Here is a 16367-nt window from a genome sequence, read left to right as displayed (position 1 = left end):
AGAGACAGGAGGTACGGGGATGGACGGAAGAGACTGGGGAACATTTTTGCTGCCATACGATCAGGCGGTGGAGGAACTTAAGGTCAAGTTCAAAACAATGCGTGCGGAGCTGAAAAAGCGCGAGGAATACGCTCCTATCGAATTCGTAACTGGACGGGTTAAAAAAATATCCAGCATCCTCGATAAGGCGAAGAGATTGCAGGTTTCACCTGATCAGCTGGAGACGGGGATCGAGGATATTGCCGGCATTCGCATCATGTGTCAATTCGTAGAGGATATTCGGCGGGTAGCCGAATATATTCGAAGACGTAAGGATTTGACGGTATTGTATGAAAAGGACTATATCACCAATTATAAAGATAGCGGCTATCGCAGCTTTCATATGATTGTGGAGTACCCGGTTCAGACAGCAGTGGGGTTAAAAATTGTGCTGGCCGAAATTCAAATCCGTACGTTGGCTATGAATTTTTGGGCAACCATAGAGCATTCTCTTAGCTATAAGTATCGTGAGAGCTTGCCGGATGATATGCGGGCCCGGTTGAAAAAGGCGGCTGAGGCAGCCTTTGTGTTGGATAATGAAATGTCTTCCATCCGTCTTGAAATATTGGAAGCGCAGAAGAAGTTCGAGGATGAAGCCAATATCGTATCCAAAGTTCTAACAGGCATGCACCGTCTTTATTTCTACCATAAAATTAGTGAAACGATTGAGGCGCAGCGCAGATTTAATGAACTGTGGGAGCGGCACGACATGGAAGGAATCAAGCAGCTGCATGATGAGGTCAAGGAGATGCTGGAAGCTTCAACTAAGGAAGAAGACAGGGATGAGTTTTAAATGGTGAACCCTTCCTATGAACCGTTGTACGTAACTTATTTGGTATACTTCAATCGGGATCGGGATTACTTTGAATGTCATGAGGTACTGGAAGAGCTGTGGCTTAAGCTGGACCGAGACCCTGTATATAAAGGTTTACTGCAAATTGCTGTAGGACTGTATCATTTTCGCAATGGTAACTATCGTGGTGGATACATGATGCTGGACAGTGCGGTACATAGGCTGGAGCATGCTGCTTCGCACGCGCTGGGCATTAATATGGCGAAGCTGGTAGATGAGGCGCGCGCTTGCGCTCGGCAGCTTGCTGAAGCTGTTATGGAAGGTTCGGAAGAGCTTCAACGTCAACCGCCGGTTTATCGGGATTTGACGATTGAAATTGTCGAGCCCGGACTGCGCCAGGCCGTGGAGAAGGCATCATCGTCCGTTCCAGTCAATATCCCTCAGCAGAGAGGTCCTCGGCGTGGGGAAAAGCATGAGCAGCGTCAGCAGGCGCTGGAAGCTTCGATTAGGCGAAGACAGGCCGCTGGGAGCTTACGCTCAGCTACAGTGGAAACGAAGGATGCGCCTTGATGTTGTAGCGCATAATAAACGAGCAGCCCGATCCGTTTTATAGGGATCGGGCTGCTTTATCATTGTCAGGTGTGAGGACATTTGTCTAAGAGGTCACGTTCTTTTTATATTTCTCAAAGAAGGCTTTGAAATCATCGAGTGTGTATCCGTTGTCTGAAGGACTTTCCTTCAATCCACCTACCATACGTTCCTTTTCCACGCCTTTTTCGTAATAAACAAGCGTAGGTGTATACTCAATCTTGTACTTGTCCCAGCCAGCCTCATACTCACGCAGGTTAAATTCGTGCATCGTAATGTTCTCCTGCTTGCTCAAAGGCATGAGCTTAGGAGTGGTGGCACGGCAGTGAACACAGTCAGACGCGAAATGATAGACGAAAAAGCTTTCCTTTTTGTCAATTTTACTTTGTAGATCTTCTGGCTTAATAATTTGCTGATAGTTCGGATCGTTTAGCAGTTCCTGGGTAGTAGGACTTAACGAAGCTGTGGAAACGCCGTACAGCTTGTTTTTAGTGCCTGAGTTTAAAGCGAGCAGCACTCCAAGCAAAATGATAAGCACAACAAAAAAGCCAATGACAGGTATAAGCTTTTTTTTGTTGGATTTTTGTGCGTTCAATGGAATCTCTCCTATCAAAATCTAAAATATGTAACTATGAACCTCATTATTATACAACATTACAGCTTGTAGTGAAAGTTTGTAAATCACACAGATATTGCCGGCTAACAGGTTGATTATGGTACAATAAAATTTATTTTAACAGGACAGGATGATTACGATTATGGGTGTACAGCTCCCCACAGCATTTGTAAAGCGCATGGAGCAACTGCTCGGCGATGAATTTGAGGCTTTTATGGCTGCCTATGACCACACGCCCCATGCGGGGATTCGTGTCAACACATTAAAAATTCCAGTAGAGGACTTTAAGGAACGTTCTCCGTTCGAACTGCGGCCGATTCCGTGGTGCGCCACAGGTTTTTACATTCCGCACGGTACTAAGCCTGGACTTCACCCCTACTATCATGCTGGGTTGTACTATGTTCAGGAACCGAGTGCCATGTCTCCAGTTGAACTGCTCAATGTAGCTCAGGGTGAAGCTGTTTTGGACTTGTGCGCTGCACCGGGAGGGAAATCAACCCAAATCGCAGCCAAACTGCAAGGAAGCGGCATACTGGTGACCAATGATATTAGCGCCGATCGAACCAAGGCGTTGGCTAAAAATGTGGAATTGTACGGTGTGCGCAATGCCGTGGTATTGAATGAGAGCCCTGATCGTATCGCAGATGCTTTTCCTCATTTTTTTAACAAGATTTTAATTGACGCACCTTGTTCGGGAGAAGGCATGTTCCGTAAGGATGAGGATATGGCCAAACAATGGGAGACACACTCGGTGGAAAAATGTGTGGTCATGCAACGGGACATTTTGCGTGTAGCGGCCTCAATGCTGAGCGATGGGGGAAGAATTGTCTATTCGACCTGCACCTTTGCCCCGGAGGAGAATGAAGGAATGATTGCGGAATTTCTGGATGCTCATCCCGATTTTAACGTAGTCCCTGTTCCTTCGGAAGCAGGCTTTGCACCAGGCCACCCGGAATGGATGAACGAAGAGATTGCATCGGCACATCCCGAACTGCGGGGTACAGCACGCCTCTGGCCGCATCTTGTAGAGGGGGAGGGCCATTTTATCGCTGTATTGCAGCATCAGGGTGGTGCTCGTGTGGCCTCGACAGCAGATCACACTGTATCGGGGGATATGGTTCCGTTTTCGAACAAGAATGACAGAGTATTAAACATAGAAGCAGCATATCCGCAGAAGAAGCAACATTTGCCCGTCAAGGAAGCGCTACTCCCAAGTGGCCAAGGAAGGCGCACGACTGATGAGCCTAAACGAACCGGAAAAGGAATGGGCGGAAAGTTAGCCAAAGGAAAGAACACGCGCGGCTTTGATGGCAGCAAGTCACGTATGGGCAAAGAAAATGTGAAATCTGCCGCACGCTCCCCGCATGATGTGCTGGAGTCCTATCACCAATTTGTTCAGGAGCAGCTGGAGGTTTCATTTGCAGGCTACACGGTGGTCTACGGAGATCGCATTTATCAATCGCCGCTGGCATCACATCGTTTGGACGGCCTTAAGGTGGTACGTCCGGGCTGGTTTATGGGAACCGATAAGAATGGTCGTTTTGTACCTTCACATCCGCTGGCGGTGGCTTTACGCCCTTCTGAGGCGGTTAGGAGCATCAACCTCTCCAGCTCGGATGCTGAAGCCATCCGGTATTTAAAAGGTGAAACCTTGTCCATCCCTGTTGAGAGAATAGAGCTTCGAAATGAAGTCCAACCCAAAGGCTTTACTCTCGTGTGTATTGATGGTTATTCGGCCGGGTGGGGCAAATGGCAGGACGGCATGCTTAAAAATGAATATCCTACAGGCTGGAGGTGGACATCGGTATGAGTGGAAAAGGAAGACAAACTCAGCGTTTGGACAAAATTTTAACCCATATGGGATATGGTTCCCGTAGTGATATCAAGAGACAGGTAAAGCAAGGTATGATCACGGTAAACGGACGGACCATCAAAGATAGCGGCTTACAGGTTCATCCATACCAAGACCAAATTGAAGTGAACGGAGAGCTGGTTGTATTTCGGGAGTTTATTTACATCATGCTGCACAAGCCTCCAGGTGTCATATCCGCAACCGAAGATACGAGGGAACGGACGGTGCTGGATTTGCTGAGTGCGGAGGAACGACATTTTGAGCCTTTTCCAGTAGGGAGGCTAGATAAAGATACAGAAGGTTTATTGCTGTTGACCAACGACGGCAAGCTGGCGCACGAACTACTGTCTCCACGGCGTCATGTCCCCAAAACGTATGAAGCTACGGTGTCGGGGCATGTAACGGAGGAGGATATTCTTCAATTTACAGCAGGAGTGGAACTGGACGATGGGTATGTCACCCTACCCGCGCAGTTGACGATTCTTCGGCATGAACAGCCGCATCAGGCAGATGGAGAAGTCACTTCCTATATTTCGCTCGTAATCCATGAGGGTAAGTTTCACCAAGTGAAGCGCATGTTCGAGGCGGTTGGTAAAAAGGTGACCTACTTGAAAAGAACAGCCATGGGGCCATTGAAGCTGGATGATCAGCTTCCACTGGGCAGCTATCGAGAGCTGACTAGCGAAGAACTGGCCTCGATCGGCCGTGATATAGCATCCGCAACTTCAGAAGTTTAATGAAGAGATTAAATACAAATGACGCACAGGCTCGTATGAGATTCCTGTGCGTCATTTTATGATATAGACAACCAGACGGAGCAGTATTCATAGGCAGTCTTTGATAACGAATCGAATTTGCGAATTATTGTGCGCGTGCTGCCCGACTTTGCTTCACTTCCGCTGCCTTATAAGCTGTAACCTTGTTTTTGCCTGTCGTTTTGGATATGTACATGGCTTGATCGGCCTGTTTGACGAGTTCATCCGGGTTTATTTCCTTCTTTGCTGTACTGTGTCCGACACTGATAGTGACGATGCTTTCCTCAGCGACACGTTCGCGGATTCGTTCTGCGACCTGCGCCACCTTGGCCCGCCGATCCACAACCATTGCGACCAGTTCCTCGCCACCGTATCGTCCGGTCAGCCCGATTTCATCCAGTTCCTCCTCCATAATTTGTGCGACCTGCTTGAGAACCTCATCCGCACGAGCATGGCCTTGCGTATCATTCAGCTTTTTGAAATTGTCAATATCGCAAAAAATGACCGACACGCGGATTCCCTGGTCCATATATCTCCGTAATCTTCCCGAAAAATATTTACGGTTATACAGCCCTGTGAGGCCATCGGTGATGGAAGAACGATAAATCCTTTGGAGTAGCTCCACAATCCGTTCAAACAGAATGATGAATAACGTAGTGTAGTACAACAATGGTAAAAATGACATCCACAGGACTGTGCTTGACCCGTTTGCTTCTTCAGGGATGTCATTTTGCAGCCAGAGAAAACCAAGCCAGAGCGAATAAGTGAATAAGCCTGCTATAAATTTCTTTGGCTGTCCGATCCGTGGGGTGATGAACAGAAGGCTTAATATAAGCACCAGCACTCGATAAAACAGAGTGAATCCAACCAATTTCACTGAGCTGATCCAAGTGGGTAACAAACCTAAAGTCCAAGCCATTACCGGCAGTATTAATAACGCAGCCAGCAACAGCAAGGCCCATTTTTCCACACGCTTTAGTTTTCGGTACAGCTGAAATACAGCGGCATTGATGAGCAAGAAGGCAAATGCCTCCAGCGCATTTTTCCGTACGATTCCCTGCAGTTGCATTTGGCCGCCGCCTGCCGAATAGAGATTCATCGCTTCATATGTCATAATAAAAATAGCGGCAACCGAAAAAAGGATATAGGCTTTTTTTCGTTGTCTGCTATATATGATCACGCACATTAGCGCCATCATGAGTATAATATACAAACCGCAGGCTGCACTTATAGCCCCGGCCAGAGATGGGGAGCCCAAGGTTCCCAATAAGGACAACAACGTCAACATCACCGACTCCATTTGTAAAATTAATCTATCTATTGAACAGACGATATCGTTCCGATACAATAGACAGGATTTATTGCAGTTAAAATGTTATAATTTTCTTTTGTGCCTAACATTTATTCTCAATATATCATCTTTCAGAAAATCCGGAAACCTATACATATATCCTGTGTTCCGGGCAGTTTAATGCTTGAAAGGGGAAGCACTCATGAAATTGCTACAGGCTCTCTTTTTCCCACCCGAGCAACCGGGAGGCGTTTCATCCATGATTCCATATTTGCAAGAGCGATTTACGTCCCCCCGTTGGGAAATGGAGCTATTTTCAATCCCTAAACGGATTCGTAACAAGGGTAGGGACCAAGTAATCTTTGATACCTTCGACTGGACGAGATATGAGCAATATCCAATCGTTCAAAAATATATTCAGACGTACCGTGATTATTTGTGGTGGACTCGGCTTCGTATTCAGAAGCCCTTTGACCTTATTCATGCTCATCATCCGATTGCCGGGCTCGCTATGAAAAACGTATTTCCAGATATCCCGCTCGTACAGACGATTCACTCTTCCTATGAGAAGGAGTTAATTCTAAACGGGAAAATAGAGGAGAACGGGCCTGAACACCAGTTCTTAGTGTCATTGTACCGAGAAATGGAGCATAAGGCGGATCGCCTGATAGCAGTATCGCAATCTTTTCAGCATTACTTAACACCTTATGTACAGCATCCGCAAGATGTTGTGGTTATTCCAAATGGATATGATGAGAAACGGTTTAAGCCCATTCCTCACGAAAATGAAGTGACACAGCTCATAACCGTTTGCCGACTTGTTCCCGCCAAAGGGCTTGATATTCTATTACAGGCTTGCGCTGAGCTGAAAAAAAGAAATCAGGAATTTGTACTCCATATCATTGGAGATGGTCCGATTCGACCTGAGCTGGAAGAGATGGCGCGACAGCTGGATATATACCATGAGACGATTTTTTATGGATATACTCTTCATCCTGAAGAGTTTATGCCTTTCTTTGATGTATTCGTATTGCCTTCGCGGGCGGAAGCCTTTGGCTCCGTATTTGCAGAAGCGGCGTTGAGCTGTCTGGCATTGGTAGGTACAGAAGTAGGGGGAATACCGGAGCAGATTGAGGATGGGGTAAATGGTCTGCTCGTGCCACCCGATAATCCGAAGGCACTGGCAGACGCATTAGAAAAGGTCATCGCTGACCCTGCCTATCGTTATGAACTGGCTAGATCTGCCTGCGACAAGGCTAAATCAAGCTATTCTTTAAGTCGTGCTGTTAACGAGCTGAAGAAAATGTATTTGAAATTTCCACACTAACCATGACGGGTATCACCTGGTTTGGAATCAGAATGTCGAAAGCTGGAACGAGGACGTGAGGAGCGGAAAGGTCTTCCGCGTCCTGCTAAGATCAGTTTACTAACCCACATTAGACTGAGCATTCCGAAAATAGGATAAAGAACAGATAACAGTGAGCTGAAGCCGAACTGACTGATTAAAAAACAGGTGAGCATAATGAATAATGTAATGAGCTTGGGCGAAATTTGGACATGCTGACGAATTTGTAGACTGACTCCATAAATGTCGGCTACAAAGGTACTGAAGATCTCCATGAAAATGAGTAGAATGTATATGATTTCAACAAGGGCGCCTAGACGGTAAGCGATGCTTCCCATAGGGATTTCAAATTGCTGAATGCCTGGCATTTGCGCTGACATGACAAAATGTGCAGCCATCAGCATAAAGCCAACACCAATTCCGCCCAATACACCGCCCCAGCGGATGGTTTTGCGGGAGAAAGTTTGACTGCCTAGAGGGACAAGCACGGCCTGAGCCATAGCCAGATTGAAGGACGTGTACAGGAGTGGAGAGATCCATGTTCGTAGCGCACTGTGGTCTGTTGTATTTGTGATAAAGCTTTGTGGATTGGGCATGGAAAGGGTGCTGTGAACGAGCAAAAGAGATATGGTGATCATCAGCGGGACAACAATGGTGTTCATATGCAAAATCGCTTTAATACCTTTATTCAGCAGCAAGTAAGTTCCAATTAGTGTAATGAGCAGTCCTGTTTGGTAGTGCAGGTGAAGGTGCTCCACAAAAACAGAGCCAGCTCCTGCGAGCATAACGCTGTTCACGCCAATCAGCACAATAAGTGTGAATATGCTGATCCATTTTCCGGCATTGGCACCAAAAAGGTGCTTGTTCAGATCCTCGTAGGAGCGGGCTGAAATATCATGAGCAATCAGCATCATTTTCGTACCCAACCATACAAATACAAGTGTGGACAGCATAATGGTGATTGTAGCCCAACGTCCATATTGCGTAAAAAATTGTAATATTTCTTGTCCGGTAGCGAACCCGGCACCGACGATTGTACCAATGTATGTAAAAGCAATCTGAAAAACATGAATATTACGTTTCATTCCCAGTCCCCCCTTGCTTGCTTGAATAACGCTGCAGCGAGCATATAATACAAACTATGTTCAACTGAAATGGGACATGACTGGATGAGACTGAAAATAATTATACTGAATTTAATGAATAGCTTGACGGGAGCGTAATTTATGGGTCAAATCCTTGCATGGATACTGGAATACGGATATTTGGCGATGTTCGGCTTGCTTGCCCTTGGAGTAGCTGGTATGCCGATACCCGACGAAGTGCTAATGATCGCCTTTGGCGGGCTCGTGTCTCAAGGACACTACAACTTTATTGCCGCGCTGGCAGTCACATTTTTCGGTAGTATGACAGGCATGATGCTTAGCTACACATTGGGTCGCCTGCTGGGCAAGCCACTATTGCACCGATACGGTAAATGGGTGAGACTTACGCCCTCCAGGATTGCCTCTTCCGAAAATTGGTTCGGGCGCTATGGTACCTGGGGAATTTTGTTCGGGTATTTTGTCCCCGGCTTGAGACATGTATCATCCTATCTGGCAGGCACAACCCGTCTAGGTGTTTTTCGCTATATCGGCTATGCATCGGCAGGAGCTTTGCTGTGGTGCGGTACATTTTTGGGGATCGGACATGCGGTGGGCATGCACTGGGAACAGGTGGCTAAGCTGATGGAGAAGGTGACGCACCGGGTAGGTTTGATCGTTATTCTTTTAATCGTTTTGGGAGGAATCATCGCATGGTTCTGGAACAAACGTAAAAAAAATATCACATGAACGCATGGAAAGTAGGCTATAGCTTGAAAGCGGCGGGTGAAGTATGGTACTTTTACCGCATAGGAATGCCGTGGGAGGTCATGGAATGGAAGTATTAAAGAAACGAATTTTAAATGAAGGCGTGATTGCGTCAGATCAGGTGCTAAAGCTGGATGGATTGCTTAATCATCAGGTTGATCCAGAGCTGACAATGGAAATGGGACGAGAGTTCGCAGCCCGTTTCCGGGAAGACAAAATCACCAGAGTAGTGACCGTGGAATCCTCAGGCATTGCCATCGGGTTTGCGACAGCGTTGGAGTTGGGTGTACCGTTGGTATTTGCTCGTCGTAAAAAGACTTTATTAGCTGATCCAGATGCGCTGTGTGAGCGTGTACCTTCGTTTACAAAAGGTATTGTCACAGATATTATGCTGTCTCGTCAATTTATTCATGAGCATGATCGTGTGTTGTTCATTGATGATATTATCGCTAATGGCGATGCGGCTCGAGGCATGGTTAAAATTATTCAACGCTCTGGAGCGGAGTTGATTGGATTCGGAGTTGCGGTTGAAAAAATGTTTCAGGCTGGAGCGAGAACCATCCGTGAGCAGGGCATCCGTGTAGAATCATTGGTTAAAATTTCGTCGTTGGCTGACGGTAAGATAGAGTTTGCTGAATAGTAACAATTCGAAACTCCGGATCCTTATTTCTAATAATAACCTTTGCATGAGCATCAATTTCGCTTATAATATATATAAGGTTTGGGAGAGGAGGCAGCAACATGGGGAATGAACAATTGACCGAACAGTTTTTTCTGGAAAAACTGGCAGCGGCTAAAGTGCATTTTGAACGCGCCTTGGATTGTAAGCATACGGAATTCGACGATTTGTATCCCTATATGATTGAACATCCTCAGTTTTTTTGGTATAAACGCTATGTGGCCTGGTCTGAGTTGTTGACATTGGTTAACCTATGCGAAGAATTGTCTTTCTCTTGGAAAGAAGAATTTACTGCTCACCAAGTGGAGTATGTAGAACAGCGAGTGTTGTCTGCACAAGTGCTGGACTTCTGGTACGAGAAGAACGATACAAAAGAACATGATCACAGTGTAAATCAGTCGGGATAATTTGTTGCTCTGTTGGCAATCCATATAAGTAGTAAACGGAAGAGACCTAAATGATTCGTTTAGGTCTCTTTTTAAACTTTTTTCATGTATATAAAATTATGGCCGTTGTGTTGAAAAAAATGGACAAGGAGGGGACATGGATGATAATGGATGAAGAATTGGATGCTTATCGACTTTCTGGTGAAAAGGTACGCGTCGTACGCGATGGATTGGAGTCCAACGATGTGGTTGGCATTGTACTGGCATGGGATGATGAACAGGTGCTTATTCGCCGCCAGAATCGACGTGTGGTCAAGTTGGATCGCAGCTATACATACCAGCCGTTCAGCGAGCCGCGTCACAATCCGATAGAACTGGATTAAGAAACGAGTTCTAATGGGGATTGGATAAAAAAACTGGGTGCTTCATTAGGCATACAGAAACTCTAAACCGGACACAGTAATGAAGCAAAACTCAACAGAGAGGGCGTGCTGTGTTAATGACGGTTATGGACGAAAAAGTACATGCATACAAGGATCAAATCAGCCATTTGGAAGATAAGTTGCCCGAGGTAGTTCATGCCTATCATCGCTTTACCGGAGAATGCTTTCAAGCCGGCAGTTTAGATGAAAAAACCAAGCAACTGATTGCGCTAGGAATTGGCTTATTTGCCAACAATGAGGTGTGCACGTTTTATCATGTGAATGAGGCGCGTTCCAAAGGAGCCAGTGATCAGGAGATTATGGAAGCCGTTGCTGTAGCTGCTGCAGTTGGTGGAGGACATGCTCTAAGTCAAGGGGTTACACGTGTACAGAAGGCGCTACATTAAAACGAATCATCCATACAGATAACTCATACTCGAAATAGGGGAAATAGATTGATCTGAACAAATGATAGTGATGTTTATGGAAAGAAGCTTCCGAGCACAGTTAGTGCCTGCGGAAGCTTCTTTTTGCATGTAGTGCGGGGATTATGCTCTTTTGCTTGCAGCAAAAGCAACAGGGCGAGGGGATTTATGCTTATAGGCAGAAGAGGATGCAATCCAACTTCGCCCAACAACGCGTAGGGGTTTGGGGGTTGAATTATTGGGTAATTCGGGGCGATATTTCTCTGGTAAAGGTAGAGACGCCGTATGAGGCATAGAGGTAGGGAGCCCCAAATAAGCTCGCATTCGTTCATACATTTCTTTGCGGAATGCGGACATAGGCATACTGAACTGCTCTTTAACGCCTTTATATATATAGGTGGCGTGAACGCCGGAGTGGTTTTGTTGTATGTCTAGAACACGAACGTGATACTTCTTAAATTCATGTTTAATTTCAGATAGCAGGATTCCGGTACGATCTATTCCTGCGTTAACCATTTCAACATAAAGATCAGGGGTTTTCAGAACGCCGCTTTCTTCAAGAATTAGGCTGTCACGCTCAAATACTTTTTGAATAAAGGTAAGGAGCAGATAACTTTTCACAAGAGAGCATGAATGCTGAGTAGTATCTGAAGAGATCATTACCATTCACCGCCTTAGGGAAATGTGATGATAATTCATAGTCATGGAAGTAAAGGAACTTTTGTTCCTAAGAACTTATGTTCTTATATTATCGTATTATTCCTTTTTTATCAAGAAGAAATAAAGAAAAACAAAAGATTTGACAACTTTATTTGAGCATGGTATGATCTATCTTGTCGCTAAGAAAGATTGATTCTTTCGAGATAGACGATCAAATATATATGCGGTCGTGGCGGAATTGGCAGACGCGCACGGTTCAGGTCCGTGTGGGCTAACCCCCCGTGGAGGTTCGAGTCCTCTCGACCGCATCCATTTAGAAAAGGTTTATAGAATTGCTATTGTAGCAATTTTATAAACCTTTTCTTATGTTTCGGAATTATTACAGACTTCCAGCAATGATTCCAATACGAGGGCTTGAACTTTATTCAAGTTCATAAGCAATTCTTTTATAAGTTTAATTTTTAAGATATGATAGAAAATAACGCATTTGATGATGAAGCTATTGAAAGGTTGGATGAAAGATGGAGAAAGCAACTTTTGCAGGCGGATGCTTCTGGTGTATGGTGACTCCGTTCGAGGAGCAGCCAGGCATTCATAGTATTGTCTCAGGCTATACTGGAGGGACGATTTCCGATCCGACCTACGAACAGGTTAAAACAGGAACAACCGGGCACTATGAGGTGGTGCAGATTACGTTTGATCCTGAGCTGTTTCCTTATGAAAAGCTACTTGAATTGTATTGGCCGCAAACAGATCCTACCGACGGAGAAGGTCAATTTCAGGACCGAGGCACACAATATAAGCCTGCAATTTTTTATCATACGGAGCAGCAACGAGAGCTTGCACAACAATCCCAGGAACAGTTGGTACAAAGCGGACGCTTTGATAAGCCAATTGTAACGGAGATTCTTCCAGCTGCAATTTTTTATCCGGCAGAGGATTATCATCAGGATTATCACAAGAAGAATGTGAAGCATTATAAGGAAGATCGAGCCCAATCCGGTCGTGATGAATTTATCGATAAAAACTGGTAAGCAGCTTTAATATACGTTATTATGCGCACTTCAAGGCAGATCAGAGATTATATCTCAGATCTGCCTTATACATATTTAAACGGTTTTACTCACACAATGAAGGGACAGAGAAGGAGGCTGACCCGCAAATGAGTACACGACGGAAGCTGCACATGAGAAATATAATAAAAAAGGCTTTAAAGGCATCACGCAACCGGAAGAATTCGTCTTATGCGCTTGTACACCATGCAAGATCTAGAATGCAAATCATCGTAGTGCTTTGTATTTCAGTCTGTATGTTATTTATAGTCTGTAAAACTGCTGTTGCCGAAGCAATAGACCAACAGAACCAGCAGCAAAAGAGGGTTGCTGTCATTATTGATGATCTAGGAAACAACATGAAAGGTACCAAGGAGATTTTAAATTTACCTGTCAAAATCACCGTTGCTGTAATGCCCTTCCTGCCAACAACCAAACAGGACGCTATGGAAGCGCATAATCGTGGTCATGATGTTATCGTCCATCTTCCAATGGAGCCCAAGCAGGGCAAGCCTGAATGGCTTGGACCTGGAGCAATCAAGGCTAATATGACGGATGAAGAAGTACGCGCCAAGGTGACCGCAGCAATCAAGGATGTTCCTTATGCCATAGGAATGAACAACCATATGGGCTCCAAGGTCACCTCAGACAAGCGCATTATGTCCATCGTTCTTGATGTTTGTAAGGAACATGGACTATTTTTTGTTGATAGCCGAACTAATTATTGGTCAGTGGTGCCTGAACTTGCCGCTAAAAAGGGAATGCCACCGGTGCGAAATGATGTTTTTTTGGATGATGTTCATACACTCGCTCATGTGAATCGGCAACTTAGCAAAGTGGTTGAATGGTTGGCAGAGCACAACACCTGTGTAACGATTGGACATGTTGGCGTGTCCGGCATGTATACCTCCTCAGGGCTTCATTCATCGGTTCCTAAATTAAAGGAACATGCTCAGTTTGTAGGCATTAGCGATCTAGTGCGTGATGTATAGGGGTGGACAGGAGATCCAGCCACGAATACTACCACGCCGTCAGATGGGCAATAATGCCTTCGGCAATAGCTTCAGCAATCCTTTTTTGGCCGCGATCCCCAGAAAGTAGGGCTCTGTCTTGTTCGTTGCTGATAAACCCCGTTTCGACTATTACAGCGGGATGTTGAATTTTATTCAGAAGATAAAAGGGTTTTCCGTACATGGTTTGTCTATTCATGCAAAATAAGCGGTTTAATGAACGCTGGATCTGCTCAGCTAACATATAGCTGCTGCCTTCATCTTGATACAGTACAATGGGTCCACGTTTTTCGGCACGTTTGGCCCAATTGACATGCAGGCTTACAACCACAGCAGTGGGCAGTTGTTCTGTTAAGCTTTTACGTTGGGCGAGGTCTTTAAGATGCCGGGATTTGGACTGCAACCAACGGTTATCATCACTCAGTGCGTAGTCCTTGTCCCGATTCAAGACAGCAGGGTAACTCTGGGAACGTAAGATCAAGTACAGTTTTTGAGCAATGGCGAGATTGATATCTTTTTCCAGAAGTCCTTTGTGATTTGTTCCACCATCCACACCGCCATGACCTACATCTATCAGGACCACGGGCTTGGCAAAAGCGTGATAGGAGCGATTAAACGGGGTCTCTGTATGCTTGTTTGTGTCGGTGCTTTTCTCGCCAGGCTGAGTAGTTGCATAAGCAAATGGGGCAAATACAGCGCTACAAAGGAACCCCAGCCCGATCAGCCATATCTTGTTTAACTTTTTATTCAACACGTTCTATTCCTCCAATGGACGAATTGATTGTTTACCTGGAAACTATGCATAACAGACATCAAACCTTAAGCAGCGTAGCTGCCTTCAAATATAAAAATAAACCTTGGGGGAACTGTTATATTGAAGATAGTATGTTCCATTTAAGGGAAACCATGCATAGTTATTCCGCAGGGATTAGAGTAGCTGAAAACTGTGCAAGCTAGTGGTATCTGAACCTAACGTGTAATTTGATATTTCCAAGGCACAGTGATTGGAAATGATAGGTGCAGATGGAGGAGGTCATGGAGGATGGCGAAGAGTGACGAACTGGTGACGTATATTACACAGCGGATTGTACGTTATATGGAAACGCCGCGTGAGGTTCGACGTAGCCAAAAACAAGCCAAGGAGCCATGGGTGAGCAAATGGTTTGGCATGTTGCCTCTCGCTCTGAAAATGTGGATAAAATCCACACGCAGAGGGCGAAAAGAGCAACGTTAAACACGCCAAAGAGACCACAAGAGGCAGGGGTATGCCATTTGAGGTCTCTTTTTATGTTGTTATAGGGGATAATTTCGAATGATTTTTGTTGTTCCTGAAATTACTAGGATTCCAAACGGTAAAATTGACCATGAGGCAACAGCTGTTTTAGTGGCACAAATCGGGAAAGTCCATCGTGGTAGGTTAATGCATATAAAATGGGTTCGGACGGATGATCTGGAGATATCCAAGCTTGAAACCCGCTAATGGATAAGGGTCCCCCAAAGGCAAAATTGATACTTGTGGCAGAAAAAATCATACGTGGTGAATTACTTAGCGCGTCCATAAATTGACCTGTGTCATAAATGGAAAGTTTTTGCTTAGCTTGAAGCCAACCCAGATCATCATAGGGATTGAAAGGATCGGACGAGATAGTAACTGTTTGTGCCTGCGTTTTCGAAAAGGGTGTAGGTGAAGAGATCGCGTTGTTCTGAAGCTTATGTTTCCAGCCCCCATCTGCTACTTCTACAGGTAGCGGATCGCCAGTAACAGCATCAATACATATTTGGCTACCCGTAGAGGAACGCACCAGCCAATAGGCTAAAAGTGGTTCCTCATACATAGGTGTAATTTGCAGCTTGTCGATAGAAGAAAATTCGGTTTCTGTGAGCAACTTGAGGGATTGGCGAAGTATATCCATACTATATGGTCCGCCTGGACCATTCCCGTATTCATTGAGTTGATAAGCGCCGTCTGGGTCAGATCCGATAATCAGGTAGCCAATGTATTCTCCTGCATGGTTCACTTGAACAAGCCAGCTATGGGTTCCAGGTCCAAGCGGATGGTAGCTGAGCTCGGCGTCTTTCCACGAAGCAAAAGGGGGTTGCGACGATAGGGATTGTACGGTGTCGGCTGCTGTCCGTTTCACGTCTTCAGGCACCCCTTGTTGCTGAGCAGGAAGCTTTGATGAAACGTCACCCGGGGAGGCAGAAGGAGTAGCAGGACTCATGGATTCCATTGGAGGAACCCACGAGCTTTCGTTGTAGTTGGGTGCTGAGCTTAAATTGCTTTCTTGAACGGCTGAGGGAGCCGCATGAATGGAAGCGAACGGACAGACTGCGGACAGGCCGATCAGTACAGCTGCGATCATACCTACGCTATAATGCCCGGAATGATTTTTCTTCAATGGAATCCACCTTTCTGTCGGATGACTTGCCGACGGAGGCATTCTTTTTTTAACTAGCATACAGCCTGTCCGATGAAAAGACTGCTGCACCCTGTCGGCGCAAATGTCGTATCCAGGTTCGCTTTTTGCTGTCGATACATAGGAGACAGGCTAGACTACGCTTGTGTTTGCAGCAGCGGAAACTGATGTAGGCTGAAGCAAGATG

At 45.5% G+C, this 16367-nt stretch carries 19 protein-coding genes and 1 tRNA gene; 14 read left to right on the top strand and 6 right to left on the bottom strand.

What is annotated here, in order from left to right:
• Positions 1–19 precede the first annotated feature (19 nt).
• Both C0638_RS24095 and C0638_RS24090 read left to right on the top strand, forming a co-directional pair.
• A complete protein-coding gene (locus C0638_RS24095; RefSeq protein ID WP_013370510.1) occupies positions 20–832 on the top strand; it encodes a GTP diphosphokinase in 813 nt (270 codons plus the stop codon).
• Positions 833–1402 carry a DUF309 domain-containing protein gene (locus tag C0638_RS24090; protein ID WP_013370511.1) on the top strand — a complete coding sequence of 190 codons (570 nt, stop codon included), beginning with the start codon at positions 833–835 and terminating at the stop codon, positions 1400–1402. It abuts the gene before it with no gap.
• A gap of 85 nt (positions 1403–1487) precedes the next feature.
• On the opposite strand, the gene C0638_RS24085 is transcribed toward C0638_RS24090, so the two are convergent.
• Positions 1488–2015 carry a thioredoxin family protein gene (locus C0638_RS24085; protein WP_013370512.1) on the bottom strand — a complete coding sequence of 176 codons (528 nt, stop codon included), beginning with the start codon at positions 2013–2015 and terminating at the stop codon, positions 1488–1490.
• Positions 2016–2178: 163 nt separating this feature from the next.
• On the opposite strand from C0638_RS24085, the gene C0638_RS24080 reads away from it, so the two are divergent.
• Positions 2179–3846 carry an RsmB/NOP family class I SAM-dependent RNA methyltransferase gene (locus C0638_RS24080; protein ID WP_058711307.1) on the top strand — a complete coding sequence of 556 codons (1668 nt, stop codon included), beginning with the start codon at positions 2179–2181 and terminating at the stop codon, positions 3844–3846.
• Complete coding sequence (locus tag C0638_RS24075) at positions 3843–4625, top strand: pseudouridine synthase (RefSeq protein WP_025676949.1); 783 nt, start codon at positions 3843–3845, stop codon at positions 4623–4625. Before C0638_RS24080 ends, C0638_RS24075 begins: the two co-directional genes overlap by 4 nt.
• A gap of 124 nt (positions 4626–4749) precedes the next feature.
• On the opposite strand, the gene C0638_RS24070 is transcribed toward C0638_RS24075, so the two are convergent.
• Positions 4750–5931 carry a GGDEF domain-containing protein gene (locus tag C0638_RS24070; protein WP_058711306.1) on the bottom strand — a complete coding sequence of 394 codons (1182 nt, stop codon included), beginning with the start codon at positions 5929–5931 and terminating at the stop codon, positions 4750–4752.
• Positions 5932–6136: 205 nt separating this feature from the next.
• On the opposite strand from C0638_RS24070, the gene C0638_RS24065 reads away from it, so the two are divergent.
• Complete coding sequence (locus tag C0638_RS24065; RefSeq protein ID WP_058711305.1) at positions 6137–7261, top strand: glycosyltransferase family 4 protein; 1125 nt, start codon at positions 6137–6139, stop codon at positions 7259–7261.
• Here the strand turns inward: C0638_RS24065 and C0638_RS24060 are convergent.
• Complete coding sequence (locus C0638_RS24060) at positions 7258–8364, bottom strand: YkvI family membrane protein (RefSeq protein WP_013370517.1); 1107 nt, start codon at positions 8362–8364, stop codon at positions 7258–7260. The two genes, C0638_RS24065 and C0638_RS24060, sit on opposite strands and share 4 nt — an antisense overlap.
• A gap of 141 nt (positions 8365–8505) precedes the next feature.
• Between C0638_RS24060 and C0638_RS24055 the strand changes: the two genes are divergently transcribed.
• The 5 genes from C0638_RS24055 (at position 8506) to C0638_RS24035 (ending at position 11023) form a co-directional block, all read left to right on the top strand.
• Positions 8506–9111, top strand: coding sequence for a DedA family protein (locus C0638_RS24055; RefSeq protein WP_025676945.1), 606 nt, complete (start codon positions 8506–8508; stop codon positions 9109–9111).
• An 85-nt stretch (positions 9112–9196) separates the two neighbouring features.
• Entirely contained in the window at positions 9197–9769 is a 573-nt protein-coding gene (locus C0638_RS24050; RefSeq protein WP_040101648.1) for a xanthine phosphoribosyltransferase, read from the top strand.
• Between the two features lie 101 nt (positions 9770–9870).
• Positions 9871–10215, top strand: coding sequence for a hypothetical protein (locus C0638_RS24045; protein ID WP_013370520.1), 345 nt, complete (start codon positions 9871–9873; stop codon positions 10213–10215).
• A 140-nt stretch (positions 10216–10355) separates the two neighbouring features.
• Positions 10356–10577: a hypothetical protein gene (locus tag C0638_RS24040; RefSeq protein WP_014599639.1), complete on the top strand. Its 222-nt coding sequence runs from the start codon at positions 10356–10358 to the stop codon at positions 10575–10577.
• Between the two features lie 116 nt (positions 10578–10693).
• Complete coding sequence (locus C0638_RS24035; protein WP_013370522.1) at positions 10694–11023, top strand: carboxymuconolactone decarboxylase family protein; 330 nt, start codon at positions 10694–10696, stop codon at positions 11021–11023.
• Positions 11024–11164: 141 nt separating this feature from the next.
• Here the strand turns inward: C0638_RS24035 and C0638_RS24030 are convergent, their stop codons facing one another.
• Complete coding sequence (locus tag C0638_RS24030; RefSeq protein ID WP_058711304.1) at positions 11165–11701, bottom strand: YhjD family protein; 537 nt, start codon at positions 11699–11701, stop codon at positions 11165–11167.
• 223 nt (positions 11702–11924) lie between these two features.
• Here C0638_RS24030 and C0638_RS24025 point away from each other — a divergent pair.
• The 3 genes from C0638_RS24025 (at position 11925) to C0638_RS24015 (ending at position 13745) form a co-directional block, all read left to right on the top strand.
• Positions 11925–12009, top strand: a tRNA-Leu gene (locus tag C0638_RS24025).
• Between the two features lie 213 nt (positions 12010–12222).
• Entirely contained in the window at positions 12223–12735 is a 513-nt protein-coding gene (msrA, locus tag C0638_RS24020) for a peptide-methionine (S)-S-oxide reductase MsrA (protein ID WP_058711303.1), read from the top strand.
• A gap of 128 nt (positions 12736–12863) precedes the next feature.
• On the top strand, positions 12864–13745 hold the full coding sequence (locus C0638_RS24015) for a divergent polysaccharide deacetylase family protein (RefSeq protein WP_058711302.1): 882 nt from the start codon (positions 12864–12866) through the stop codon (positions 13743–13745).
• Between the two features lie 28 nt (positions 13746–13773).
• Here the strand turns inward: C0638_RS24015 and C0638_RS24010 are convergent, their stop codons facing one another.
• A complete protein-coding gene (locus tag C0638_RS24010; protein WP_058711301.1) occupies positions 13774–14517 on the bottom strand; it encodes an N-acetylmuramoyl-L-alanine amidase in 744 nt (247 codons plus the stop codon).
• Between the two features lie 288 nt (positions 14518–14805).
• Here C0638_RS24010 and C0638_RS24005 point away from each other — a divergent pair, with 288 nt between their 5' ends.
• Entirely contained in the window at positions 14806–14997 is a 192-nt protein-coding gene (locus tag C0638_RS24005; RefSeq protein WP_040101644.1) for a YqzE family protein, read from the top strand.
• Positions 14998–15100: 103 nt separating this feature from the next.
• Here the strand turns inward: C0638_RS24005 and C0638_RS24000 are convergent, their stop codons facing one another.
• Positions 15101–16162 (bottom strand): hypothetical protein, encoded by a 1062-nt coding sequence (locus tag C0638_RS24000; protein WP_013370530.1) that lies wholly within the window; start codon positions 16160–16162, stop codon positions 15101–15103.
• Positions 16163–16367: the final 205 nt, after the last annotated feature.

Source organism: Paenibacillus sp. lzh-N1 (genome assembly GCF_002872435.1).
In the GTDB taxonomy this organism is placed as follows: domain Bacteria; phylum Bacillota; class Bacilli; order Paenibacillales; family Paenibacillaceae; genus Paenibacillus; species Paenibacillus polymyxa_C.
This window is presented reverse-complemented; position numbering and strand designations above follow the sequence as displayed.